This window comes from Streptomyces sp. MUSC 14 (assembly GCF_001866675.1).
Lineage (GTDB): Bacteria > Actinomycetota > Actinomycetes > Streptomycetales > Streptomycetaceae > Streptomyces.
The window spans coordinates 16055-40123 of the sequence record NZ_MLYN01000053.1 but is presented as its reverse complement, the minus strand read 5'-3'; the positions used below and the strand labels follow the sequence as shown (position 1 = coordinate 40123).

Annotated in this window: 21 protein-coding genes and 2 pseudogenes; 13 read left to right on the top strand and 10 right to left on the bottom strand. The window is 68.7% G+C overall.

The features are described from left to right. The first annotated feature begins 54 nt into the window (after positions 1-54). Complete coding sequence (locus BIV25_RS32100) at positions 55-873, top strand: phytanoyl-CoA dioxygenase family protein (RefSeq protein ID WP_177235487.1); 819 nt, start codon at positions 55-57, stop codon at positions 871-873. Beyond that, positions 870-1187 carry a hypothetical protein gene (locus BIV25_RS32095; RefSeq protein ID WP_071375999.1) on the top strand — a complete coding sequence of 106 codons (318 nt, stop codon included), beginning with the start codon at positions 870-872 and terminating at the stop codon, positions 1185-1187. The genes BIV25_RS32100 and BIV25_RS32095 overlap by 4 nt, the downstream gene beginning before the upstream one ends. 122 nt (positions 1188-1309) lie before the next feature. On the opposite strand, the gene BIV25_RS32090 is transcribed toward BIV25_RS32095, so the two are convergent. The 4 genes and pseudogenes from BIV25_RS32090 to BIV25_RS49700 form a co-directional block, all read right to left on the bottom strand. After that, positions 1310-1612, bottom strand: coding sequence for a hypothetical protein (locus BIV25_RS32090; RefSeq protein WP_071375998.1), 303 nt, complete (start codon positions 1610-1612; stop codon positions 1310-1312). Between the two features lie 374 nt (positions 1613-1986). After that, positions 1987-2712 (bottom strand): family 16 glycosylhydrolase, encoded by a 726-nt coding sequence (locus BIV25_RS32085; protein ID WP_071375997.1) that lies wholly within the window; start codon positions 2710-2712, stop codon positions 1987-1989. 159 nt (positions 2713-2871) lie between these two features. Beyond that, a complete protein-coding gene (locus BIV25_RS53405) occupies positions 2872-3465 on the bottom strand; it encodes a hypothetical protein (RefSeq protein WP_256256382.1) in 594 nt (197 codons plus the stop codon). Between the two features lie 104 nt (positions 3466-3569). Then, a pseudogene (locus tag BIV25_RS49700) lies at positions 3570-3686 on the bottom strand (ribonuclease domain-containing protein); the annotation flags it as partial. Positions 3687-3846: 160 nt separating this feature from the next. Here BIV25_RS49700 and BIV25_RS47965 point away from each other — a divergent pair. Further along, positions 3847-4212, top strand: coding sequence for a hypothetical protein (locus BIV25_RS47965; RefSeq protein ID WP_079177014.1), 366 nt, complete (start codon positions 3847-3849; stop codon positions 4210-4212). Between the two features lie 74 nt (positions 4213-4286). On the opposite strand, the gene BIV25_RS32070 is transcribed toward BIV25_RS47965, so the two are convergent. Continuing rightward, positions 4287-4949, bottom strand: a complete 663-nt coding sequence (locus tag BIV25_RS32070) for a NucA/NucB deoxyribonuclease domain-containing protein (protein ID WP_071375994.1) — start codon at positions 4947-4949, stop codon at positions 4287-4289. Positions 4950-5471: 522 nt separating this feature from the next. Between BIV25_RS32070 and BIV25_RS32060 the strand changes: the two genes are divergently transcribed. Beyond that, positions 5472-6236 carry a hypothetical protein gene (locus BIV25_RS32060; RefSeq protein ID WP_143076732.1) on the top strand — a complete coding sequence of 255 codons (765 nt, stop codon included), beginning with the start codon at positions 5472-5474 and terminating at the stop codon, positions 6234-6236. Positions 6237-6935: 699 nt separating this feature from the next. On the opposite strand, the gene BIV25_RS32055 is transcribed toward BIV25_RS32060, so the two are convergent. After that, positions 6936-7208 (bottom strand): hypothetical protein, encoded by a 273-nt coding sequence (locus BIV25_RS32055; RefSeq protein ID WP_071375991.1) that lies wholly within the window; start codon positions 7206-7208, stop codon positions 6936-6938. A gap of 676 nt (positions 7209-7884) precedes the next feature. Here BIV25_RS32055 and BIV25_RS32050 point away from each other — a divergent pair. Beyond that, positions 7885-8814: a hypothetical protein gene (locus tag BIV25_RS32050; protein ID WP_071375990.1), complete on the top strand. Its 930-nt coding sequence runs from the start codon at positions 7885-7887 to the stop codon at positions 8812-8814. Between the two features lie 419 nt (positions 8815-9233). Here BIV25_RS32050 and BIV25_RS32045 read toward each other — a convergent pair whose 3' ends face one another. Continuing rightward, a complete protein-coding gene (locus tag BIV25_RS32045; protein WP_071375989.1) occupies positions 9234-9773 on the bottom strand; it encodes an ester cyclase in 540 nt (179 codons plus the stop codon). Positions 9774-9851: 78 nt separating this feature from the next. Beyond that, entirely contained in the window at positions 9852-12716 is a 2865-nt protein-coding gene (locus BIV25_RS32040; protein ID WP_071375988.1) for a BTAD domain-containing putative transcriptional regulator, read from the bottom strand. A gap of 229 nt (positions 12717-12945) precedes the next feature. Between BIV25_RS32040 and BIV25_RS32035 the strand changes: the two genes are divergently transcribed. Continuing rightward, a complete protein-coding gene (locus BIV25_RS32035) occupies positions 12946-13446 on the top strand; it encodes a hypothetical protein (RefSeq protein ID WP_071375987.1) in 501 nt (166 codons plus the stop codon). A gap of 876 nt (positions 13447-14322) precedes the next feature. Here BIV25_RS32035 and BIV25_RS32025 read toward each other — a convergent pair. Together BIV25_RS32025 and BIV25_RS32020 are read right to left on the bottom strand one after the other, a co-directional pair. Continuing rightward, a complete protein-coding gene (locus tag BIV25_RS32025) occupies positions 14323-14661 on the bottom strand; it encodes a hypothetical protein (RefSeq protein ID WP_071375985.1) in 339 nt (112 codons plus the stop codon). A 125-nt stretch (positions 14662-14786) separates the two neighbouring features. Beyond that, on the bottom strand, positions 14787-15383 hold the full coding sequence (locus BIV25_RS32020) for a TetR/AcrR family transcriptional regulator (protein WP_071375984.1): 597 nt from the start codon (positions 15381-15383) through the stop codon (positions 14787-14789). Positions 15384-15968: 585 nt separating this feature from the next. Between BIV25_RS32020 and panD the strand changes: the two genes are divergently transcribed. The 7 genes and pseudogenes from panD to BIV25_RS31985 all read left to right on the top strand — a co-directional run bounded on the left by panD (position 15969) and on the right by BIV25_RS31985 (position 23895). Further along, on the top strand, positions 15969-16388 hold the full coding sequence (gene panD, locus BIV25_RS32015) for an aspartate 1-decarboxylase (RefSeq protein ID WP_071375983.1): 420 nt from the start codon (positions 15969-15971) through the stop codon (positions 16386-16388). Positions 16389-16517: 129 nt separating this feature from the next. Continuing rightward, on the top strand, positions 16518-17903 hold the full coding sequence (locus tag BIV25_RS32010) for a DUF6002 family protein (RefSeq protein ID WP_143076731.1): 1386 nt from the start codon (positions 16518-16520) through the stop codon (positions 17901-17903). A 48-nt stretch (positions 17904-17951) separates the two neighbouring features. Next, positions 17952-18704, top strand: coding sequence for a TauD/TfdA family dioxygenase (locus BIV25_RS32005; protein WP_071375981.1), 753 nt, complete (start codon positions 17952-17954; stop codon positions 18702-18704). Continuing rightward, positions 18701-19789, top strand: a complete 1089-nt coding sequence (locus tag BIV25_RS32000) for a hypothetical protein (RefSeq protein WP_071375980.1) — start codon at positions 18701-18703, stop codon at positions 19787-19789. The genes BIV25_RS32005 and BIV25_RS32000 overlap by 4 nt, the downstream gene beginning before the upstream one ends. Before the next feature lie 194 nt (positions 19790-19983). Then, positions 19984-20853: a DMT family transporter gene (locus BIV25_RS31995; RefSeq protein ID WP_079177011.1), complete on the top strand. Its 870-nt coding sequence runs from the start codon at positions 19984-19986 to the stop codon at positions 20851-20853. Between the two features lie 131 nt (positions 20854-20984). After that, a pseudogene (locus BIV25_RS31990) lies at positions 20985-22489 on the top strand (ISL3 family transposase). A 257-nt stretch (positions 22490-22746) separates the two neighbouring features. Further along, complete coding sequence (locus BIV25_RS31985) at positions 22747-23895, top strand: serine hydrolase (protein WP_071375979.1); 1149 nt, start codon at positions 22747-22749, stop codon at positions 23893-23895. Positions 23896-24069 lie beyond the last annotated feature (174 nt).

The window sequence follows — 24069 nt, the reverse complement described above, 5'->3', positions numbered from 1 at the left end:
GGTGGTGAGCCGGACCCACGCGCCGGACGCGATGCCTTCCCTAGCGTGGTGCACATGACCACAACCAGAGTGCATCTGCTCAGCTCGGTGCGGATGGCGCACTTCGTCGCCCACGGATCGCTGCGCCTGGACGCCGTGGTGCCCGCGGAGACGAACGCCGAGGCCATGGAGGTCTTCGGCGCCGGCGTTCCTCCGGTGCCGTACGGCACGCCGGTCGCCGAGGCCTATCCCGAGGGTTCCTTCATGCGCCGGCTCGTCGACCTGCCCGAGGTCGCGGGCGCGTTGCACAGTCTCGTCGGCCCCGATCCGAACATCGACCACCACTTCGTCCACGTCCGGGAGCCGCACGAGGGCCGGGCGCAGCCGCTGCACGCGGACGCCATCATCGACGCACGGACCGACGCGTTCGACGTGCAGCTCATGTACTACCCGCAGGACGTGACCCTGGAGATGGGCGGCACGCTGAGTGTGCCCGGCAGCCATCTGCGGCGCACGAACGAGAGCGACACCGGCCGGTACCAGAACCTTCGTGGCCAGCACCGACTGGTCTGTCCGGCGGGCACCGTGGTGTTTCTGCACCACGGACTCTGGCACGGCGGCCGACGCAACGACAGTGACATCCTGCGCTACATGTTCAAGATCCGCTTCAACCCGACGGTACGGCAGCGGCGGCTGTGGGACACCTCGGACCTGGCGGACCCGGGCGTGGCGTCGGAACTGAACACCGGCTTCCCCTGGTACGAAGGGGCGACCGGTCGCCTGGAGCTCTACAACCGCGTCCTGCTGTGGCGCGCGCTGACCGGCGACGCGGACTTCGACCTGGACCACTGGGTCACCCGCGTCTCGAACCGACCGCAGGAGATGCCCGCATGACCGCGATCAACCCCGCCCCCGCCCCGACCTCCCCGACCGTCCGCCAACAACTTCTGGTGCTGTACCTGGGCACGTCCGCACTGGACTCCGACGTCATCGGCTGGGCACTCTACGACGGTACCGGCCGCACATGCCCTACCACGGGCGACAGCGACGAGCCTCCCTACGCGACGGGCGTGGCCGCCCTGTGCGACGGCTGGCGCCTGATCCAGGCGTCCCAGCTGATCCCGCCGTATCCGGGGCACGAGTACGACGTGTCGTTTCTGAAACACGAGTTCTTCTTCGAGAAACTCACGGACCTTCGCGACGTCTGACGGCCCCCGCGCCGGACGATGTGCGGCCGGACCGGCGGGTTCCCGGGAGTGCCTCGCCGACTGGTCGCCGTGCCTGCGGCAGGCGACCAGTCGGACTGTTCGGCTAGGTGACGACGGTGCGATCAGTGCCGTGAGAACTGGACCCCGGTCGGTTGCGCGATGTTCGACCGTAGCGCGATCCCGGTGATGGTCAGCCGTTCACCGTGGATGTCCGTGACTCTGATCGCGCCGCCGCACCCGCTGCCGTCGGCGGAGAGGAAGTAGTCGTAGTCGGTACACGGCAGTTGCCGTGAGCCATCCGCGCCGCGGACCTCGGGCGCGGCCAACGGACTGCGGGGGCCGACCGCCGGGATGCCGCACCAGCAGGGGCTGGAGCCGGTCTGGCCCCGGATGGAGAGGGTGCCGGCCGGCGCATGACGGTGCATCGGTTCCCTGGCAGGTATGCGCCGCAGGCTCAATGTCGAGCGTGCGACGCGCTGGGGAAACGCGGTGGTACGACGCCCTCATGTGCCGACGGCGCTTCGGCCAGGACGCACACCGGGAGGGCGGGACACTGACGTCGGGAGCGTCCCATTGGACCGAGTCGCCGTAGTGAAACTCTGCGACTCGGCCACGGCTGCCATCGGCCTGGTGCAGTTGCCCTGTCCGGTGGGGCTGCACGATCTCGGTGAAGGTACGGCCCTTGTCCTGGCCGTGTAGATTGAAGGGGGTTATGACGTTGCCACGACGGCGCCCCGCCAGGCCGGCCGGCACGTTCTCCGCAATCCTCCGAGTTCGGGTCCTGAAGCGGACCCACCCCTTACGGCTGGTACGGGGTGTACGTGATCGAGGAGACCTTCAGGTACCTCGCGCCGTCTGATGTTGCCCATGTCGAGTCGTTGGGATTGCCCGGCCAGTCGCCGCCGACGGCGGTGTTGACGATGAAGTGCATCCCGGCACCCGGTGCCGTGGTGTACCACTTGGTGCCGGTGATGGTGCCGTCCACGGCGAAGTCGATGTGGTCCGGCCACCAGGTGAACGAGTACGTGTGGTACGCGTTGGTCCAGCCCGCGGAATCTGTCTTCGAGAACTGGGTCTGGGCGTTGTTGGAGTCGTGGGAGGTCTGGTAGACGGAGTTCGGGTTCTGGCCGACGATCTCGGCGGCGTCGAACTCGGGCAGCCACGGATTCAGGTAGGCCGCCCATACCGCGGGCAGGAGGCCCTGGCCGTTGGGCATGTTCGCGGTGAAGCTGTAAGTGCCGTAGCCGTAGAGCGCCTTGGACTCCACGCGGCCGGAGTAGTACGTGCTGCCCGACTTGTAGGTCTTGACGACGAGGGTGCTGCCCTCGTACCAGACGCAGTCGGGGGTGTAGGTCTCCAACTCGTTGTTGGCGGTCCACCGTCCGTTGATGGTGTTCCACGAGTTGATGGTCTGTGGGGTTCCCCAGGTCGCCGCGTGGGCTTGCGGCTGTCCCAGGAGAAGCAGTGAGAGCGTCGCCAGGGCGGCAACCATCAGGCGTTCCGGCCTGAGATGTGCAGATGACATCGCGGTTCCATTGCTCGGATGACATGAGGCGGGGGAGCGGTCCCACGCTCCCTTCAACGCCGGACTCTAGGAGTCCGTTCAACGTTTGACAAGATGTGTGGGGTGGATCGTTTTCTGACTTCTGGAGTTGAAGACACAAGGTGTCGCACCCCGGCTTGATCACAACTGGATACAGGGCCTGCCCCTCACCAGCGCGCTTCGCGGTGACGGCCCTTCGGCGTGAGTGGGGTGCGGATGAGTCGGGTTCAGTCCTCGTCCGTTCTCGGGGCCGGTGCGCTGGATGCGCAGCTGGGTGTCGCTGAACTTGGTGGTGTGGTTCTGGTCCGAGATCGAGGTGTCACGGCTTGCGGGATGGCCGGTGATCTTGACCTTGTTGTCGATGCCGCGGTTCATGCCGAGGGCGTTGCCGCTGAGGAGATCCTGGATGTCCTTGCCGTGCTTGTGGTCGAGGACGAGGAAGGCGCGGTCGGGCTGTCCGGAGTCGGCGTCGAAGGTGCAGATGGCCACGGCGATCAGAATGTGCCAGCTCGGGCTCTGCGCCACGCTCGCCGTGCAGAAGTGGGCGCCCTGGTCGCCCTTCTCGAAGACCGCGCCGATCCGGGCGCGCTCTGCGGTCCAGTGCGGGATGTACGCGTTGCCGTGGGGGCATTGCCATCTCAGCTCGTCGATCCCCCGGCAGGCTGTGGCTACTTGAGGTCCCGGCGGCGCCAGGCGCTCGCGGGCTCCCCCCGCTTTGCAAGGCCTGGCCAGCACCGGCAGGGAAGGCTGTCAGGGGCGGCGGGATGTGATGCGGCGGCCGGGGTGCGGGTGCGTCCCGGCCGCCGTGCGGACGGTTCGTCAGCTCGTGCTGGTGGAGATCAGCAGGCGCGGTCGACGAGGTTGAAGGTCTTGTAGTGGTCGGCGGTGTAGTAGTCCTCCTGGGGCTGCTGGCCGGTCACGATGCGTCGTGCGCCACGGGTCGGCGCAGAACCAGGACGGGACCTGCCCCTTGGGCTCGGCACCCTCGCTCCGCAACGATGCTCCGAACCGGCTCGCCGCCTTGTGGGTGACGGGGCCGGCAAGGGGCGCCGGCCACAGCTGGAGCAGATAGGTCTCCACCGGGTCACCCTCGTCGCGCACGTCACCGTCGTCGCGGTGGCGGCCGTGGACCAGGAGGCGGTAGGTGCCGGGGCCGGGCAGGGCCAGCTGATGAGTGTCCTCGGGGTCTTCCTCGCCAGGGCCGATGCAGATGCCAGTGGTGGTCCAGGTGAAGGAGATTTCGGCGGCGTCCTGCCAGTCGTCCAGGTGGAGGGCGGGAGGGGCGTCCCAGAGTTCGGCGGTGACGTCGATGTCACCGCCCTCGGTGGCACAGACGACGGCGGCGTAGTTTTCCCGCGCAGAAACAAGCCCGTTGGCGGCGTAGTAGTCGAGGGGGACGTCTTCGAAGGTGTCGAGGTCGATGAGGTCGAGGGTGGCGTGGGCGACGAACAGACGCGGGTCGTGGACGCGGTCGATGAGTGAGGCCATGACAGGGCTCCTAACAGAGGGAGGGGACAGCGTTTTCGCTGCCCCAGGGTTTTACTACGCGGCCGGCGTTACGGGCACTGCACCAACGGGCGCACCGGAGAAGCGGCGGCCGACGCTGGGGCGTCGGTGACGAAGACCCAGAATTTGTCGTTCTCCAGCAGACGGTTCGCGTTGTACCAGGACTTGCGCGCACCGCCCTCCAGACGGTTCTGCGCCTCCGGCACCATGTGACACGCGAAGTCCGGGTTGACGCTGGCGCCCTGGTGGGTGGACGCGAACGGGTACTCGTCACAGCTCTTGCCGGACGGGCGCGGGATCGAGGACGGGCAGGCGGTACGCCGGTTGGCGCGGATCAGGGACTGGTCCATCGTCCGCGTCAGCTCCGGGCCGTGGCCCTGCCAGCCCCATTGGTGCGCGAGATTGCGCTGCGCCCACAGGATGTGCCACGCGACCTGGTCGTAGGAGCCGGTGACGGAGATGTCGTAGGTAGGGGTGTAGTCGGGGTAGACACAGCCGCAGTCGGCGGCCGGGCTCATACGCGGGGTGTCATCACAGCGCACGTTCAGCTTCAAACCCAGGTCGACGCTGACCGGGGAGTAGGAGGCGGCCTCGTAGTCCAGGTGAGGAGCCTGGGCGTCGGTGGTGGTGAGGGCCCCGGAGGACTCTATGACCAGGGCCCAGTTCCGCGTCGTGCCCCAGGGCGGTGATCTGCGGGCACTTGGCGCGGCCATTCGAAGCGCTTCGATAGTGAACCGCTTCGAAAGCGATGTCCGCAAGTGAAGGAAATGTGTCTTCCTGTGGAGAGCCTTGCCGTTCAGGCATCTCATCATTACTGTCCAGAGACGCAAGCGCTTCGATACTTCGCACCTGCGTCTGGCAAGCCCGGTGCTTGAAGGCAGGGGGACCGAGCACCGTTCCCGCAGTTCCTGAGCGCGTCACCTCGACGACACGAGCCACCCGCCATCGCGAGCAGCACCGCATGCGAACGGAGTGAAGGTGTCAACACGTGAGCTGATCGACCGTCTCGGCCGCCTCGCTTTCGGCGGGGACTCCCACTGCGAGCAGTGGGAGGAACCACTTCGCCCAGGGCCGGCCATCAAGCCGATCAGTCGGCCAACCGCGCGAGCACCTCGGACGGGCTGAGTCGCGCAGTCCCGAGCCCGGACTCGCCGGCGAGCGACACCTCGCGGCGCCAGAGTCCGCCACCAGACCGGGGGGTCCGGAACAACCCATCGCCGTCCTTGGAGGGACACATGAGATGGCAAGCCCTTAAATCCATCAGCAGCAAGTCGGCCGGGTTCGGTCGGCCGGCCCTGATAGCCGCCGTGATCGCCGGGTTCCTGAGCATCGCGTCTCCGGCGCAGGCCCAGGCCTACTCCACCTGCGACCAGTGGGGTCAGTACAGCCAGGGCAACTGGACGGTCTACAACAACATCTGGGGCCAAAACCACGGCCCGCAGTGCCTGACCGTCAACAGCATCAAGTCCTGGTACGTCGACGCCAACCACTCCGGCGGCGGGATCAAGTCCTACCCGAACACGGCGGTCCGACCCCAGACGCCGTTGTCGCAGTTGAACTCGGCGGGGTTCTGGTACAACACGTCGTCGACTCCCGTCTCCGGCAGTGACTACTGGGACTGGACGAGCGACTTCTGGTCGACCGGCAACCAGGACGAGATCATGGTCTTCACCAGCTGGTCCGGGACGGCAGGCGGCTGGGGAAGGCAGATCGCGTCCAACGTGACCATCGGCGGCGTGCTGTACGCGTCGGTCTGGCAGGCCGATCCCGGCTGGAACGTCCTGCAGCTCATCCCCGCCCAGCAGACCAACACCGGCACCATCGACGCCTCGGCGGTCTGGCGATGGGCCGCGTCGCAGAACCTCCTGCGCAACACCACCTTCGACACGATGCAGTACGGCATCGAAATCACCTCGACCAGCGGCGTGCAGAAGCAGTACTCGCTGAACTCCTACAGTGCCTGGTGGAACAACACCTCCGGTGGCGGATCAAACATTTAGCCGTAATACGCGCGACACGACGGTACGCTCCGTCCGCGCATGGAGGCGAACGTCGGAGCGATTCCCACACGCATGCCTTGCCGCCGGGCCTCGAACGACAAATTCCGGCGGCAAGGTGTGCGGAGCCTTCGAATCGGTGCGCTGTCCCTGGTGATGAAGGGCGAACACCTGCCTCCCGGCACCTCGTGGCAAAGCCTGCCGGCGGAGGGGCTCACAGTGGTACGCCAGAACTGACCGTGCGGCGGCCTTGGGCTACGAGGGCTGTCGTGGACGTGAATCCGGCGACAGACCGGGTTTGGCGGCCCCTGAGGCCCACGGCTGCCCCGGCGTGCAGGCATACGTCGAGGCGGCTCTCGGCATGGCGCACGGTGTCGCGATGCCGTCGTCCTGCCCGTCGCTGCGCGGGCGTCGATGACGATTACCCTGTCACGTGCTTGAGCTGAGATGACTTCTTTAATTCGGGTTCAATTCGGGCCTGGTGGAAGGCAGCCAGGATGTCGGTCATGGAGATGTGTGTCATCTGCCGGTACCAGGGAGCCCGGGCGCGGCGGACCGTAGGGTCGGTGGCGGCTCGTCCTGCGTGTGCCTACCACGGGACGGCGATGGTCTGGCAGGCCATGACGAGCGGCACATTGCGCTCCACTGCCCGCTTCAGACGGCTCTGCGTCTGGCCGGCGCTCCGCGGACATCTGCTCGTACTCAGGCGCCGCGGACCCGGACGGACTCTGCGGATGCGGAGGCGAGGCACGGGATGCCTGTGAGGTTCGCGTGCCGAAGCGGGCTGGCCCCTCCCGCGCCGGACCGCAGGTCCCCGCGGCGGGTGCGGGGCATCGGCAACGCTCCGGTGCGGACGTCGGCGGCCAGGTCGGCGAGCGCGCGGGCCAGCTGGAGCCGGGAGGCCTGAATTTGCCGGTCGGCGCAGCGCAGCAGCCGCATGAAGACGATGTCCCCGGGGTCCTCGTCGTCCGGCATCAGCGGGACGTGTGGGGGAGCCTGTCCACTGGAGCGCCTGGTGGTAGGCGCACGTGGGTAGTTCCTGGGCGACGCCCGCCCATAGCCGGGCGCCCGCCGGCGACAGCAGGTCTGCTCGCGGCCCGCGCCGGCGGTCCTGTTCCCACTCGTTCGGCGCCGCCCCCCGGGGGCGCCCTCCACCGGGGTCGGCGGGATGGGCACCTCGGCGGCGGGCTGGTACCGGGCAGACTGGACTCTTGGCCGAAAAGGAAGGAAGCCGTAGTGGTAGGACCAGCCGTCCGCCGAAGTGGTGGGCGAGGGGGACGGTCCTCCGGCGGGACTCAACGCGACGCCGCCGCGGTGGTGTACGACGGGACCGGTCAGGCTTGGGGACCTGCGTGCCACGGCTACCAGTCAAGGCTTGCCGAGAACGCTGTGCACCGTGGTCCGTGACAGTCGACTCAGCGCGCTGTCGCCGCCTCCGAGACCCCCGCGCGTTGAGTCATGTCGTCTGTACCGGCTCGCTGGCGTGGTCAACACACCTCGTTCATGACCTACCTCCGGCCTGGTGGCGACCGACTGCAACAGAACGTGGCAGGTAACTCACTCGCGGGAAAGCAACTTCCGCGCCGAAACCCCCGTCTGCCAGTGGGAACGCGACCAATCCCCACCGACCCATACATGAACGGAGCTTTCGGTGCTCATAGGAGTGCTCACCGCCGTGGCAGCATCGATCTGTTACGGCACGGGCTCCGTCCTGCAGGCCGTCGGATCACGGCAGTCAGCCCGCCGGGAGGCCGCCGCTGGCAGCGTGACCCAGCACGGCGGCCCGAGCCTGTCGTCCACTGCGAAGGCGGCGATGACCTGGGAATTCATTGTCGGGACCGTCCTGGACTTCGTCGGCTTCGGGCTCGGCGCACTGGCGGCGCGCCTCCTGCCACTGTTCCTGTCGCAGACCGTGATCAGTGCCAACCTGGTGATCACGGCGGTGCTGAGCATCAAGCTGCTCGGCGTCCGGCTCAACCGCGCCGAATGGGCCTCGATCGCCGTGGTCTGCTCCGCGCTGGTGCTGCTGGCGACGGCGGCGGGGCCGGAAGGCAGCGGCGACACCCCGATCTCCACGCACTGGTGGCTTCTGGGGATCTCGCTGTTCCTGATCGTAGGCGGGACCGTGGCCGTACGCCTTCTGGGGGCGCGCGCCGCGATCCTGGCCGGCCTGCTGTCCGGACTGTGCTTCGGCGCCCTCGGTGTCGGGGTCCGGGTGCTGAACGGCATTGCCCCGTTCGACCTGGGAGCGCTGCTCTGCGATCCGGCGTTCTACGCGATCCTGGTGGCCGGCATCGGCGGCATGTACCTGCACACGGTCGCCCTGCAGATCGGCTCGGTCAACGGCGCCACCGCCGCGCTGGTCGTCGGCGAGACCGTTTTGCCAGGCATGATCGGCGTGCTGTGGCTCGGCGATGTCTCCCGTCCCGGCTTCGCCTGGGCGGCGATCACCGGGTTCGTGCTCGCTGTGTCGGGCGCGGTGGCGGTGGCCTGGTTCGGGTCCCCGGAGGGGCACGGCAGCGGCCCTGCGGCGGCGCCCGTGGCACCTGCCGAGGACGCCCGGACGTCCGCAGGGGTCTGAATCCCTGGTCGTCGGGCCTATCCGCTCGCACCTCCCCGCCAGCGTCGCGAGCCCGGAGGAGCAAGCCCGGGGCCGGTCAGGACCCGGCGGCCGAGCACTGGCTGCGCGTCGTGCGTATGGTGCGATGGAGGCCCGTGGACCAGTGGCGCGTGGGCGGAGCGGGATGCCGGGGATGGTGTCCGAGGCGTAGGCGGTGCCGTCGAAGTTCGGTAGTCCCTCGGAGCGGAAGGTGATCGTTTTCTGTCCCTGAGCCGACAAACGCACCGCGCCGGGGGACGGCTCCCTGCGCGGACGTCGCCCTTTGACGGCACGGGTGAGCACACCGGTCCTGAAGTGCTTCTGCTCATCCTCATGCCCGGTCGCGCACTCTTGGCAGACCGGGTCGCGCTCTTTGGCGATCGGGAAACCGCTGGTGTGCCTCAGCGGGAGGTGGTGACAAGCCGGTGTTCGCGGCGGGCGAGGCGCAGCGCCCGCTGCATGCGCAGGATGTACAAGGGTGTCGGCGGTACCCAGCCCAGTTGCAGGGACTGGCCGAGGTCGTCGCGGTTGGCCCAGTGCTCGATGAGCTGCCCGTCGTCCATGCGGCACCAGTGTGTGTGGGTGACAGAGAAGGTCTTCCCGGTCGCGGGGAACGCCCCGGACGGGCGGGCGTTCTCGTCGTACGTCACGAATGTGCCGGTGTGCCGCCCCGACATGGTGGTGTGCAGGACGACCAGATCACCCTCGGCCACCGTCTCCTCGATCCTCCACTCCATGTCGGAGTAGGCGGCGCGCAGCCAGAGCGCGCTGGCGTGGTAGGCCCGCGGTCCACGGAGGCGAGCCGCCTGTGGCTCCGCCCGGCTCTCGCGGTTGACCGCGTCGGGGTGGACGAACTTCTCGAAGTCGGCGAGGCTGCCCTCGGCCATCATCTGCACACAGCGGATGGCGATGTCGCGTGTGGTGAGCGGGGAATCGGTCATGCTCTCCTCCTGTTCATGGCGTGCCCGTCCACCACTCTGGCCGGTCGGCATTGCAAGCGGCTTACAGACAACGCCGGGTCAGGGCTTCGTCGACAGCGTGCCGGCCGCACCGGTGAACAGGGCGACCATCTCCGCCCAGGCCATGGGGCCATCGCGCCCCAGGAGCGGGAGTGACGCGAGCAGCCGTTGTACCCGGTCCTCCAAGCTCCGACCGGCGAACCGCATATAGCGGCCCGGATCCGTGCCGCCACGTTCGGCGTGGTCGGCGACTGCTGCGTGCAGCCTTGCTGCGGTCTCGGGGGCGCCGAGCAGGGCGAGGGCGAAGACGCCCGCGTACAGGGCTCCCAGTTCGTCGGAGGCGTTGGGCTGCTGCTCGAATGTGTTCACCGCGCGCACCAGCAGCTCCAGGGCCCGGTGTGCCCCCGCTTCGACTCCCCGCTCATCGCGTTGCCCATCGGCCAGCACATGCCAGGCAAGTTGCAGATCGGTGATGGCTTGCCCCGAGGTGAATCCACACGCTCCGGCGAAATCGTGCGCCCTGGTCAGGGTCTCGGTCACGGCCGCCATGCTCCCGTCCTGGAAGTGGACCATGGCGAGGGCCCACAGTGCCGCCACGCGCAGGAAGCCGGGCGGGTCCCGGCGGTCACAGGCCGCCTGGAATGCGAGGGCCGCGACGCGCATGCGTTCGCCGGCCTCCGTGTCGGCCAGGGCGTTGCAGCGGCGCATGTGCGCGTCGAGCAGCAGCTCGTCGTGCGCCGGGTTCTCGTCGTCGAGCAGCGCTAGCGCGGCATCGGCGGCGCCGAGCGCGGCGTCGGTGTCGCCGGCGTGGTTGGAGGCGACGGAGACCCCGATCCAGGCGGCGGCGCGATCGGTGACGGACGCGTCAGGACACGCGTCGAGGGCTTGTCGCAGCAGTCGTCTTCCCTCGAGCACCGGCCCGACGGCCACCCACAGATACCGCAACTTTGCTGTCGTACGCAGGGCTTGGGCGGGTGCGTGTCCCAGGTCGTGGGCAATACCGGCCCGGATGTTGCTCAGCTCGCCCGCCAGCGCGTGGACGGCCTCCCTGTACCGGGGTCCGGTCAGCAGCGAAGCCTGCTCGGCGGCGAAGGACCGCGCCCACTCGGCATGTGCCCGGAGTGTGGCGGCACGGTCGGGGTCGATGGCACGGCAGTACCGGCGGACGGTCTCCAGCAGGCGGTAGCGGACCTGCCCGGAGGACACGTCTGCCGTGAGCACTGACCGGTCGACCAGCGCCGCGAGCCCCGCGAACACCGCACCGTCCGCACCGGCAGGCCGCACCGCTGCCGCCGCCTGCCAGGAGAAGCCGCCGTCGAACGGCCACAGACGCAGCAGCAACGCGCGCTCCCCGTCCGGCAGTTGGTCGACGCTCCAGGCGATGGCGGTCGCCAGCGAGTCGTGCGGCGACACCGTGCCGCGGGCCGGGTTACCGAGGGCGTCGAACCCTTCGTGCACAAGCGCGGCCATGTCGACCAGGCCGAACGACCGCGCCCGGGCGGCGGCCAGTTCGATCGCAAGGGGAAGTCCGTCGAGCACGGTGCAGATGGTGGCGGCCGCGTCGATGTCGCGTGCGGTGGGTGTCCAGCCCGTACGGTGAGCCCGCACTCGATCGAACAGCAGCTCCACCGCCGTACCGCCCTGGCCGTGGACCGGCAACGGTGCCAGCGTGAGCACGTACTCGCCGTCCAGGCCCAGCGCGCCACGGCTGGTCGCCAGGATCCGCAACTTGGGACACCGCGCCAGCAGTGACAGGACGACACCGGCGAGTGCGTCGGTGAGGTGCTCGCAGTTGTCCAGGACCAGTAACTCCTGCCGATCGGCGAGCACCCGGGCGATCGCAGCGAGGGGATCGCCGGCGGTGTGTGTCATGCCTGCGGCCGCGGCGATCGCGGGGGTGATCACCTCCGGGCTGCGGATATCGGCCAGTCGTACGAGCCGGGCGTCGGCGCGGTCGGCGGCGTGCTCGACGGCGAGGCGGGTCTTGCCGACCCCGGCCGGGCCGGTGATCGTCACCAGGCGGGATGCGGCGAGTTCCATGCCCAGTTGTGCCAGTTCCCGGGTCCGGCCGATCAGCCGGGTCAGGGGACGGGGGATCGCAGGAGGCGGTGATTCCGGATCGGCGGACGGCGGTTCGTCGGACCGTGTGGGTGCCGACGCCGGGGTCGGTAGGATCAGCAGGCTCGGGTCGTGCACGAGCATTCGCTGCTCCAACTGTCGTAAAGCCGGGCCGGGTTCGGTGCCCAGCTCCTCGCACAGCAGACCGCGCACCCGGCGTAACTCTGCCAGGGCGTGCGCTTGTCGGCCGCTGCGGTACAGCCCCAGGGCGAGCAGTTCCCAGCGCCTCTCGCGGTACGGCGCCTCGATCACCGACTGGCTCAGGGCCGCGACCGCGCGGGCGGTGTCACCCCGGGCCAGCCGCGCGGCCTGCAACTCCTCCACCGCGACATCCCGCAGCTCCACGATCCGCGCCCGCCGTCCGGACACATGCAGCGACTCGCCCAACTCCGCCCATGGACGGCCGCGCCACAGGGCCAGGGCCGATTCCAACGTCCGTACGGCACCGGACGGATCGGCGGCGGCCAGTTCCCCCGTGCCGCGCTCCACTCCTTGCTCGAAGAGGCCCCCGTCGGTCGCTTCCGTCGGCAGCGCGAGGCGATAGCCCTGTGGGGTCGATTCCAGGCGCCCCCGTTCCTGTGGGCCCAGCGCGCTGCGCAGCCGGTGGACCGTGACCCGGATCGCGTTCGTGACCCCGGCGGTCAGCTCGGCGTCCCAGACCTCCTCGGCCAGCGTCGACAGCGACACCGGGGCCCCAACGCCGGCCGCGAGCGCCGCCAGCAGCCTGCGGGGAACCGGACCGCCGAGTTCCGCCACAACGCCGTCGATCTCGACCTCGATCGGGCCGAGGACCCGGCAGAAGATCAACGGTTCACCCGCCTCGTGAGCCGCAGCATCAGCGGATCGGTCCGTGAGGCTCGCAGCCCCGACGCTACAAGCTCCGCGTGCCGGTTGAAATCCGGAATAGCTGTAAGCCGGTTGAAATGCACCCCGTCCACAGTGTGGAACGCACTGCACAGCACCACTGAGACGCACATCCCCTCAGCCTGGGCACGGCCTCCGCGCCCTGTCCCACCGTCCAAAGGAGAACGCAGAGATGAGCATGGCACACAGACTCGCGCTGGCCACGGCGGCGCTCGGACTCACCGCGGGTCTGGCGGCGACCGCCGCTCCCGCCCAGGCCAGTACCGCCGCCGCGGCGGCCCAGACCTCCATCAGCTCGGTCTCCTTCAGCGGGCCCCACGGCCCCGGGGTGGCCTCGCCGACGATAACCGTCAACGGCTCCGGCTTCGGGACCGCTCCCCCCGCGGGGACCAACAACGACGTCACGAGCTGCGGGACGTACAGAAACAACGGCAACTCCTACGGCAACCAGCTCTACTTCCTCGACGACAGCAACTTCGAGGCCGGTTACAGCGACGGCAACGGCGCCAACTGCATCGGCATCACCGTCGTATCCTGGTCCGCCAACCAGGTCGTGCTGCGCTTCGGCAGCTCATACGGTTCCTTCGCCCACTGGTACCTCAGCAACGGCGACGGCTTCGCCCTGTCCGTGAACAACGGGCTCTTCGGCGGCACAGCCAGCGGACTGAGCTGACACCGGCGGCAGTCGGGGTCGACGGCAGCCACCGTCGGCCCCGAGTCGTCACCGCTCCCGGACCGGGAGGCCATCGTGCTTTCCGGTGTTCCCGGTCGCCCATCGCAGCAGGAAGCCGACTGCCTCGTACAAGGGTGAGTCGGGCTGGGCGGTGCAGGCGACCAGGAGCTGGTCGGGGCGGTCGGCGCCGGGTTGTGCGGGTCGGCCTCCATTTGAAGGACGCGACACATTCGCGGGCGTCGCGCCGACAGTTGGCGCACAGGGCCCGGGCGGGGGCGCCGGGAAAGGTGAGCCGGCTCGTCCGGGGGAGTGTGCCGAAGCCGGTCGGGAGCGTCATGGCGGCCCAGGTTCGAGGTCAGGATGTCCATGCCGCGATGGAGCACCAGGGCAGAGACGCCGTGCATCGTATCGAGCAACTGCCGTAGCCGCGAGGCTGTTTCGGACTGGCCGTGCTGCCGCAACCGCGCTTCGGCCGGAGTGATGTCCGCCAGGATGAAGAGGTAGTCGCCCTCGTCCGGGGCGAGTTGGAGGGTTCCGTTCCCTGATGCGGCGGTAGAAACAGACTGGTTGCGACCGCGGATCATTTCCGACGGAGTGAGATCACTGGGCGAGCCGTTACTACCGGAACAGGGCCGGAACCTGGTGGAGGGCCGGGCGCGAGTGCCGGACAGGCAGGTACTGTGCCGTGCGTTTCGACGGACGAGCAGGTGCCGGGTTCCACGTTCACGGGCCCCTCCTGTTCGGGCGGGGCGTCACCGACTGCATGTGGGCCGTCCTGTGGCGGATCGGGCAGTACGGCTCTTTCCTCGTCCAGGTCGGCGCTTGTCGTCGGCGCCGGGTGTCGCACGGTGTTGCCAGCCGGTAGAGGCGGCCACGCTACCGAGGGCGGACGAGCACCGCACCAACCTTCCCAGGCCGGACCGTGTGCTCCACCCCGTCGGCCAGCTCGTCGAGGCCGCATGTGGCGGCTACGTCGAACTGGCCATCGAGCGCCGACGCGATCAATATCGCGGCGGCGACATCGGAAGCCCGCCTCTCGGTGGAAACCTCCGATGACCAGCGGCTGATGTTCTTGCCCCGCAGCGTCGGTGACCTGTGCAGCAGCGTCGAGGCATGTACCGAGATCGGTTCCTCGGCGCTCTGTCCATGGCTGACCGACTTCCCGCCCGGCGCCAGTAGGTCCAGCAGGTTTTCCGCGAGCCTTCCGCCGATCATCGCTGATGCATAGTGGCGACGCGGGCAGCGCTCGTGGCGGTCATGCCGCCCCCTCTCGATATTAGACCGATCGGTTCATTATTTGGGCATGCGGAAGGGAACCCGGTGGATTCCACGGATGTTAGTCAGTCCAACAGGGCTAGGGCCTGTTCGGTCGCGTCCCGCACCCGGGCGGGATCGTTCGACGCCTTGCCGACGATGCGTACCCCCTGCAGCAGTACGAGCAGCATGCGGGCCAGCGCAAGCGGATCGCCGCCCTCGGGCAGCTCGCTCTGAGCCTGGGCCCGGACGAGCGCGGAGTGCAGCAGGGTCTCGACGTGCTCCCAGCTGATCTCGACCCGGCGGGCCGCCGCAGGGTCGTGCGGCGCCAGCTCAGCCGCGGTATTGGTGACGAAACAGCCGTTCAGCCGGCCTTCGGGAGAGACGGCCTCTGCGGCGAAGCGGCGCACTACCGCCCGCACCGCAGGCAGTGCGGGGCCCGGCTGGGACAGCTCGGCAAGGAGGGCCGGGTCGCGCGTCTCGGTGTACCGGTCCATGGCTTTCAGGTACAGCTCGCGCTTGTTGCCAAAGGTCGCGTAGATGCTGGCGCGGCCGATGCCGAGGTGCTCGACCAGATCCGTCAACGACGTCGCTTCGTAGCCGCGCCGCCAGAACAGCTCAAGGGCCGACTGCAGCGCGGCGTCCGGATCGAATTCCTTGGTCCTGGCCGCGTTGAAGACCATAAGCGTATTAAGAACGATCGGTCAAATAAATGGGCATCGCCACGGGACCGGGCGGTACACGGTCGAACGAGAGACGGGGAATCGTTCGGCGAGGTCAGCGGTGGTGTGCTGCTCGACGAGGTAAGCCCGCTGACGGGCGGGCAGTTCAGAGCGACCGGCAGTAGGCGGCACTGGAGACGGCGGGTGTCCCAGCGGTGGAGCGTGGTCGCACGGCCGGCTCGCGGGCTCGTGAAGGTGATCCATGCCGAACTTCGTCAGGACGTCCTCGGCCCGGAGCCAGGGGAGACACGGCTGCTGTCCAAGCTCCGCTCCGCACTGGTTCCGCCAGGTCGATGCCCCTCTCGTCAGGCTGCAAAGAGCCAGCAAAGACGTGACCCCGGAGCTCACGCGGTGCCACGGAAACCCAACACCTCGAAGACGGCCACAGATCGGAACCTGCCTGCGTTTTGCAAGGCCAACACCGCTCCACTGCTTCGGATTTCGTTGATTGTCGGGGGTTGTGGGCGTGTTTTCGTCATGTCACGCTCCATCACGTCGCGACACCGGGATCCATCACCTGACTAGACGCAACCGCAAAGGGCCATCGTGTATTTCGAGACGCTCAAAGCCAAGATCCACCGCGCCACCGTCACCCAGTCCCACCTCAACTACGTCGGATCCATCACGATCGACCTCGATCTGATGGAGGCGGCGGGCCTCCGCCGGCACGAGAAGGTGGACCTGGTCAACGTCACCAACGGCGCCCGTCTGTCGACCTACGTGATCGAAGGGCCCAGGGGCTCCGGCATCATCGGTGTCAACGGCCCGTCGGCGCGTCAGGCCCAGGTGGGCGACCTGGTCCTGATCGTGTCCTACGCCGCTGTCACGCCACAGGAAGCCGACGAGTTCGAGCCGAGGGTCGTCTTCGTCGACGGCAAGAACAAGATCACAGGATTCGGTGGGGATGCGGCCGAAGTGCCGCCCGGGAGCGGCCTCGTCCGCGGAGACCAGATAGCCGGCGCCTGACCGGACGGGCCCCGGGACCGCCCCCGCACCGGGGCCCGTGCCGTACTCCCTCTCCCCTCACGTAGATCTACCCAACTCCCTGCTCCTCTTCGGCTGCATCTCGATCTGAACGGGAATGAATTGACCACCGTGCGCTCCGCATCCACGGTCCTGACGAACGCCCTCACGCACTACCACGAGGAACTGCAGCACGCCCTGTCCGCTCTCGAACGCGACCGTGCCGGCAGTGGAGAAGCGTTCTCACCCGCTTTTCGCCTGCCCGAGCCCAGCCTCGCCCTTGAGCAGTTCTTCTCGGTGTCGGACATCGGCATCGCCGAACTGGCCGCCTACCGTGGTCACTCCCTGCGCCTGCTCGACCTGATGCGGAACCCTGGGACGCGTACCACCAAGACGCTCGCCTCGCTGACCATCGTCGCCCGGGCGGTGCGGCACATCACCGAGACCGGCGAGCGCATCCTGATCGTCACGCCCTCGTCCGCGAACAAAGCCACGGCTCTGCGTGACGCAGTGCATCGGGCCATCGTCGCCGGACTAGTGACGGCGGACCAGCTGCAGATCACCTGCGTTGTTCCCGATGTGTCCACCGCCAAGTTGTGGTCATCACCGTTGAGCGAGGATGCCCTGCTGAGGCGCCGCAACCCGCTGGTGGTGCACGTCTCCGAGGAGCCGGCCTCGGTCAAGGAGCTGGCCGCCGCGTTCACCGCCGAGCATGCCGAACGCCTGTGGCGGCAATACAGAGTCCGTGTCTGGTACACCCTCGGACTGGACAACTACCGCGCCGCGGACATGATCCGCGCATTTGTCGAACGGGACCTGTTGCCCGAGGCGGACAGTGACACCGGCACCCGGACCCATGTGCACTCCGTCTCCAGTGCCTTCGGGCTGCTCGGTCACGACCTCGGGCACCGCAGGGTCACAGAGAGCGGTGGACGAACACTGCCGCAGGCCCGCTACTTCCTTGTCCAGCACCTCGGCACCCCGGACATGGTGCTCAGCCTCCGCCATGGCACACACGACCGCGGAAATCTGCCCGCCTACCGCTTCGAAGCCTCCGAGGGACTATACCGGCAGGATGGCGACCCGCACTTCCCGGCGACGACCTTCGATCCCGCGGAACAGCTCGATCCCACCTTCTACACCCGCCGCCCTGTCACCTCCGCACACATGGACCCCCTCATCGCGAGGCAGGGCGGCGGCGGTCTCGTCGTCTCGCTGCACGAGTGCCTGAGCCGATACGCCGAAGTGCGCGGCCTACTGGCTGCGGCCGGCGTCTCGCTGCCCGCCGATCCTCGGCGTCTGCGCGAGTGGTCGCTCGTCATGGCCGTCACCGGCACCCTCAACGCCGCCGATCGCGGGCTGCTTCCGGACAGCGAGGACGTGCTGATCCACGCCTCCGGCAGTTACGGCGACCAGGACTACCTGCCTGTGCCGGACCATCACCGTCTTTCCGCGGCAGACGTGACCACCCTCGCCGGCCACGTGGAGGACGCGGTCCGCGCAGCGACCAGCCACTGACATCGCCGCGCCTGCCGGAACCAGGAACTCGTACGAACAGGAGCAGTCATGCCCAGGCACCCGGACAGTCTGCTGTCCCTCACTGACTTCAACGGAGCGCCGCTGGCCGACGACATGGTGTGGAAGAGCTTCCACGGCCTGATGGAGCGTCACGGCTACGTCTTCATGAGCAGCGTGCCCGAAGCCTTCGACCCCGTGGCCTTCTGCAAGCGGCTCGGTGATTTCGTGCCCCAGTACACCGGGGTCCTGGTCGGCGACGTCCGGCCGGAGCCGGGAATGGAGGAGTTCTACCACGCGGGCAACACCAAACCCCTCTATCCGCACTCCGAAGGCTACGACTTCGAGGGGCTGCCCCCGCGCTACCTCGCCCTGTGGTGCGAAACCCCCAACACCGGCGCGGGGGGCGAGACCACGATCGCCGATGCCCGTGCCTGGGCCGAGACGCTGGCCGAGGCCGACCGTGCGTACCTGCGCGACCGCATCTGGGACTGGGAGACCACCGACGCGATGCGGCACCTGGGCCTCGACCTGCACCCCGAGCATCCGGTCATTGAGGACCACCTCGACGGCACCATCGTCCGCTACTCCTTCAACAATCTGGTGCGCGGTGACGACGACCGAATCGGACCACTGCTCGAAGATGCCAAGAACTACTTCGAGCGCGAGCACGTGGGCATCCAGTACGAGCGGCGGGACATGCTCGTCTTCGACAACTGGCGCATGTTGCACGCCCGCAATGCGTTCACCGACACCGGCCGCCACCTCCGCCGCATCCAGATCGCCCATAGGGTGACGGAGTGACCGCCACCGCACCTGCGGGCATCGCCGTGGTGGGCGGCGGCTCACTCGCCCGCAGCATCTGCTACTCGCTGGCGGTCGCTGGCCAACCGCTGCCCGGCACCGTGACGGTGCTCGCCCGCTCTGCCCGGGCGGCGCACGAGATCGCCTGCATCGCGAGCGCACGAGCCGCGACCGCCGGATCCGCCACCCGGTTCACGGCCGAGGCCCTCGACGCCTCGGACCGAGGCGCCATCGCGGGCGTACTGCTGCGCATACGGCCACGTGTCGTCATCAACTGCGCCTCGCTGCAATCGCCGTGGGAGAGCGCACGCGCTCCCTCGGCCTGGACCGCGCTGCTCGCCGCCGGCGGGTTCGGTATCGGTCTGCCGTTGCACGCGGTACTTGCCCGGGAAGCGGCCCGTGCGATCCAGGACAGCGGCAGCACGGCGCTGTTCGTCAACGCCTGCTATCCGGACGCGGTCAACCCCCTGCTGCATGCCGAGGGTCTGCCCGTGTTCTGCGGCGTGGGGAACTCCGCCACGCTGGCCGCCTCGCTCCACGCCGCCGTGCGACCACAGCCCGGTGAGCGACTCCGGGTCCTCGCCCACCACGCCCACCTGCACGCTCCCGCCCACCCGTCGGACGAGGCTCGGGTATGGCTCGACGACCGGCCGATGGAGGGCGTGGGCGAACTGCTCGCCGGTCACCGCGCGTGCTCCCGCGAGGAATTGAATGCGGTGACCGGCCATACCGCGGCCGTGCTCGCCGCACGTCTGGCGGCCGGTGACGAGGTACGCGCCGACCTTCCCGGGCCTCTGGGGCTGCCGGGCGGCTACCCCGTCCACATCCACGGTGACCGGATCACACTCGATCTGCCCGACGGCCTTACCACCGAGGACGCGGTGGCGTGGCAGATGCGGATGGCCGAGCGCGACGGCGTCGTGGTCACGCCCTCCGGCAACGTCCGCTTCGGCGCGCGGGCCCGTCACGTCCTCTCCGCACAACGTGCCGGCATACCGCAAGTGCACGAAGCGCCGGACATGGAGCCCCTGGCGCGGCAACTGCTTGTCCTTCGCGAGAAGCTGCGGGCAGAACCGGACGCTTGAGACAGCCGGGCTGTGCGCCGGACGGGGGCGCGCAGCCCCGCGCCACACCCATAGCCCCGAACGGAAAACCCGCGCGCTGTGCGACGTACCGACGCTCAAGGAGGCCACCCATCAGTCAGCTTCACATCCGCCGTGAGCACGCTGTCGCAGCGATCAGCCGAGGACTGGGCGCTGCGCCCGCCCCCGGGCTGGTCATGGGCGGCGTGATCGGCCTGCAGTGCGGGGCCGCCCTCACCACCCGTCTCTACCCGACCGTGGGGCCGGCGGGAGTGGTGACCTTGCGCCTGTGCATCGCCGCAGTCGTCCTCACCGCCCTGTGGCGGCCGGGACTGCGGTGGGACCGGGCCACCCTCGGCACCGCGGCCGGTGCCGGCACTCTGCTCGCCGTCCATCACCTCAGCTACTACGAAGCGGTCGACCGCCTCCCGCTGGGTGCCGCCACGACCATGGAGTTCCTCGGTCCCTTCGCCATCGCGCTGTTCGGCTCACGCCGTGCCACCGATCTGCTCTGGGCCTGCCTGGCCGCCGGCGGTGTCGTGCTGCTCAGCCACTCCGGCATTCCGCTCGATGCCTCGGGACTCGCCTTCGGCTCTCTCGCCGGGTGCTGCTGGGGCGGCTACATCCTCGTCGCCAAACGCCTGGCTGAACGCGTCCCCGACGGTCGCGGACTGGCCCTCGCCGTCATCTGGGGATCTCTACTGAGCCTGCCCTACGGCATCGCACAGGCCGGCACCCGGCTCCTGGCCCCTGGCAACCTCGCCCTGGCCACCGCCGTCGCCATACTCTCCAGCGTCCTCCCCTACACCTTCCACCTCGAAGCTCTCCGCCGCCTGCCATCTCGTACCTTCGGCATCCTTACCAGCCTCGAACCCGCCGTCGGAGCACTTATCGGCCTGCTCCTGCTCGGTCAACACCTCGCCACCCCGCAATGGGCCGGGGTGCTCGCCGTAGCCCTCGCCTCCATCGGCACCACCCGCACCCCGGACCGCCTCCGCAGGCCAACCACGCCCGGGACGCCAAGCGACGCTTCACACGAGCCGACGCCCCGAGCACCTGCTGACTAGTGCCGCATCAAGCTACGTTCGCCCTGTTCGGGAGTGCAAATCTAACGGCCCTGTCTCACATTCGGTGGTGACGGAGCGTGTTGGTTCGTCGGTGACGTGATGCGCGGGATGTCAACGAGCTTGTAGATGTGGTGTTTTCGGGCCTGTCGCCGCTGGTCATCGAGGTGGTGACCGACGATGGCGAGCGGATTGCGGTGCGGGCTCGGACGCCGGAGGAACCGGTGCCGTGTCCGGGTTGCGGAGCGCCGTCCGGGCGGGTGCACGGCTTTCACCTGCGGACGGTGGCCGATGTGTCAGTGGACGGGCGGCGGGTGGTGGTCCGTGTGCGGGTGCGGCGCCTGGTGTGTCCCACGCACGGCTGTCGCCACACCTTCCGCGAACAGGTGCCCGGGGTGCTGGAGCGTACCAGCGACGCACCACCCGTCTGGCCAGGCAAGTCATGGCCGTGGTCAAGGAGTTAGCAGGCCGGGCGGGGGCACGCTTGCTGGCGATACTCGCGACGGGTGTCTCGCGTCACACGGCTCTGCGCGCCCTGCTGCGTATCCCTCTGCCCACCGGGCGGGTGCCCCGCGTGATCGGCGTCGACGACTTCGCTCTGCGCCGGCGCCACCGCTACGCCACCGTGGTGATCGAGGCCGAGACCCACGAGCGGATCGACGTGCTGCCCGACCGCACGGCTGACACCCTGGAAGCATGGCTGCGCGCCCATCCGGGCGTCGAAGTCGTGTGTCGGGACGGCTCGGCCACCTACGCCGAGGCCATCCGCCGTGCCCTGCCCGACGCGGTGCAGGTTGGTGATCGCTGGCACCTATGGCACAACCTGTGCGAGACCGTCCTGAGCGAAGTGAAGGCACACAGCAGCTGCTGGGCCACCGTGCTGGACGCGCCGATCTACGACGGGCCCCGCGCCCAGACCACCCTGGAACGCTGGCACCAGGTCCACAGCCTCCTCGACCAGGGCGTGGGCTTGCTCGAATGCGCCCGCCGTCTACACCTGGCCCTGAACACCGTCAGACGCTACGCCCGCGCCGAGCAGCCCGAACGGATGCTCCGCGTCCCCAAGTACCGTGCCGGCCTCGTCGACCCCTACCGCGAACACCTGCGCAAACGCCGGGCCGAAGACCCCGCCATCCCCGTCCTGCACCTCTTCGAAGAGATCAAAGCCCTCGACTTCACGGGCTGCCTCAACCTCCTGCACAAGTACATCAACCAGGGGCGCGCTGATGCTGAGCGCAGTCACATCTCTGCGCGCCGGCTCACGCGGATGCTGCTCAGCAGGCCCGACAGCCTCAAGGCCGAGCGGCGAGACCTCCTGGCCAGACTCACCGCCGCCTGCCCCGAGATGACTCAACTGACCGCCTGTGTCGGAACCTTCACCCAGCTCCTGAACCCTCAGCCAGGAAACGCCGACGCGCTCGAACTCTGGATCGCCCAGGTCCGCGCAGCCGAGCTGCCGCATCTGCACGCGTTCACCCGGGGCCTGGAGCGAGACCGCGACGCTGTGATCGCCGCGTTCACACTCCCGTACAGCAACGGACCCACCGAGGGCGTCAACACCAAGACCAGGTTGATCGCGCGCCAGATGCACGGCAGAGCAGGCTTCACTCTCCTCCGCCACCGCATCCTCCTCGGATAGCGTCACCCTCCGTCACCACCGAATGTGAGACAGGGCCCAGCCAACGGCGGATCCGACGATCACGGGACGGCTGGCCGCACTGCTCGACGAGTCGCCATACCTCTTCGGGTGTTTGGCGGGTCAGGGCCACGGCGGCGAGGGAGGTGCAGGTGTTGTGGCGGAGCCGGCGGATGCGGCCGCGGACCTCGTCGACGCCGATGATTCCCGGCCCGTGCGGGAGTCTGTCTTTCGACAGGAATCTTCTGGAAGGTGGCCTCATGACGACCCTGCACGATTTGCTCGGAGCCCACGTCGGTGCCGGTACCCTGCCGGGAGCGGTTGGCCTCGTGGCCAGGGGTGCCCAGGTCGAGGTGGTGGCCGTCGGCACGCAGGACGCTGGCGATGGCGCCCCGATGGCGAGGGACTCCATCTTCCGGGTCGCCTCGATCACCAAGTCCGTCACCGCCGCCGCACTGCTGATCCTCGTGGAGGAGGGCAGGATCGCACTGGACGAGCCGATCGGGATTTGGCTGCCGGAGTTGGGGAAGCCGATGGTCGTACGCACGCCGGCGAGCCCGGTGGACGACGTGGTGCCGGCCGACCGGCCCATCACCGTATTCGACGTGCTGGCCTCCCAGGCCGGGTACGGATTCCCCTCTGACTTCACGCTACCGGCGGTGCAGGAGTTGTTCACGGTACAAAAGGACGGCCGGGTGCCGAGCAACTTCCCGCCGCCCGACGAGTGGATGGCGGCGCTCGGCGGCATCCCGGCTCTGTACCAGCCGGGCGTTGCCTGGCTGTACGACACCTGCTCCGTCCTGCAGGGGGTGCTGATTTCGCGGGTCACCGGCCAGCCGCTGCCGGAGTTCCTGGCGGAGCGGCTCTTCGGGCCGCTGGGCATGGTGGACACCGGTTTCGAGGTGCCGGCCGCCAAGCGGGGCCGGTTCACCAGCTACTACAGGCCAAGCGACGACGGCAGCCTGGAGCTCGCCGACGGCTCGGACGGCGAGTGGAGCAGCTTGCCCGCGCTGCCGCTCGGCAACGGCGGGCTGGCCTCGACCGCCGACGACTGGCTGGCCTTCTGCCGGATGCTGCTGGCTGGCGGGGTGTCGGCCGACGGCCGCCGGGTGGTGTCGGCCGACTCCGTACGCATGATGACCACCGACCATACGAATCCGGCGCAGCGCGACATCGGCCGGCTGTTTCTGGAGGGCCAGGGCTGGGGCTTCGGAGGTTCGGTTGATATCGACCGAACCAACCCGTGGAATGAGCCCGGCCGTTACGGCTGGGTGGGCGGCACGGGCACAGCGGCGCACGTCATCCCGGCCACGGGTGCGGTCACCATCCTGCTGACTCAGGTGGCAGCGACGGGTCCGGCACCGGCACCGGTGATCAGGGAGTTCTGGCGGTACGCGGCGGACACCTGAGACACACATCGCACACCCGTAGCCTCACGGGGCCCAGCTGGCAGGGTGGCGAAATCGGAACATTGCGCATGGCTACGTAAGCTCGCAAAGAGATCTCGCTGAGGCGCCCCAGGCCGAGCGTGACTGTTGTGACGATCTGATCGTTCGGCGGGTGTGACGACTCGGCCGTGGATC

Bases quoted from the DNA above. Each gene is read 5' to 3' on its own strand.
- BIV25_RS32085 (WP_071375997.1), bottom strand. From the start codon at position 2,712: ATGTCATCTGCACATCTCAGGCCGGAACGCCTGATGGTTGCCGCCCTG.
- BIV25_RS32045 (WP_071375989.1), bottom strand. From the start codon at position 9,773: ATGACCGATTCCCCGCTCACCACACGCGACATCGCCATCCGCTGTGTG.
- BIV25_RS32090 (WP_071375998.1), bottom strand. From the start codon at position 1,612: ATGCACCGTCATGCGCCGGCCGGCACCCTCTCCATCCGGGGCCAGACC.
- BIV25_RS32025 (WP_071375985.1), bottom strand. From the start codon at position 14,661: ATGATCGGCGGAAGGCTCGCGGAAAACCTGCTGGACCTACTGGCGCCG.
- BIV25_RS32060 (WP_143076732.1), top strand. From the start codon at position 5,472: ATGAGATGGCAAGCCCTTAAATCCATCAGCAGCAAGTCGGCCGGGTTC.
- BIV25_RS32070 (WP_071375994.1), bottom strand. From the start codon at position 4,949: ATGGCCGCGCCAAGTGCCCGCAGATCACCGCCCTGGGGCACGACGCGG.
- BIV25_RS32100 (WP_177235487.1), top strand. From the start codon at position 55: ATGACCACAACCAGAGTGCATCTGCTCAGCTCGGTGCGGATGGCGCAC.
- BIV25_RS32035 (WP_071375987.1), top strand. From the start codon at position 12,946: ATGAGCATGGCACACAGACTCGCGCTGGCCACGGCGGCGCTCGGACTC.
- BIV25_RS31985 (WP_071375979.1), top strand. From the start codon at position 22,747: ATGACGACCCTGCACGATTTGCTCGGAGCCCACGTCGGTGCCGGTACC.
- BIV25_RS32055 (WP_071375991.1), bottom strand. From the start codon at position 7,208: ATGCCGGACGACGAGGACCCCGGGGACATCGTCTTCATGCGGCTGCTG.
- BIV25_RS32005 (WP_071375981.1), top strand. From the start codon at position 17,952: ATGCCCAGGCACCCGGACAGTCTGCTGTCCCTCACTGACTTCAACGGA.
- BIV25_RS32020 (WP_071375984.1), bottom strand. From the start codon at position 15,383: ATGGTCTTCAACGCGGCCAGGACCAAGGAATTCGATCCGGACGCCGCG.
- BIV25_RS31995 (WP_079177011.1), top strand. From the start codon at position 19,984: ATGGGCGGCGTGATCGGCCTGCAGTGCGGGGCCGCCCTCACCACCCGT.
- BIV25_RS32095 (WP_071375999.1), top strand. From the start codon at position 870: ATGACCGCGATCAACCCCGCCCCCGCCCCGACCTCCCCGACCGTCCGC.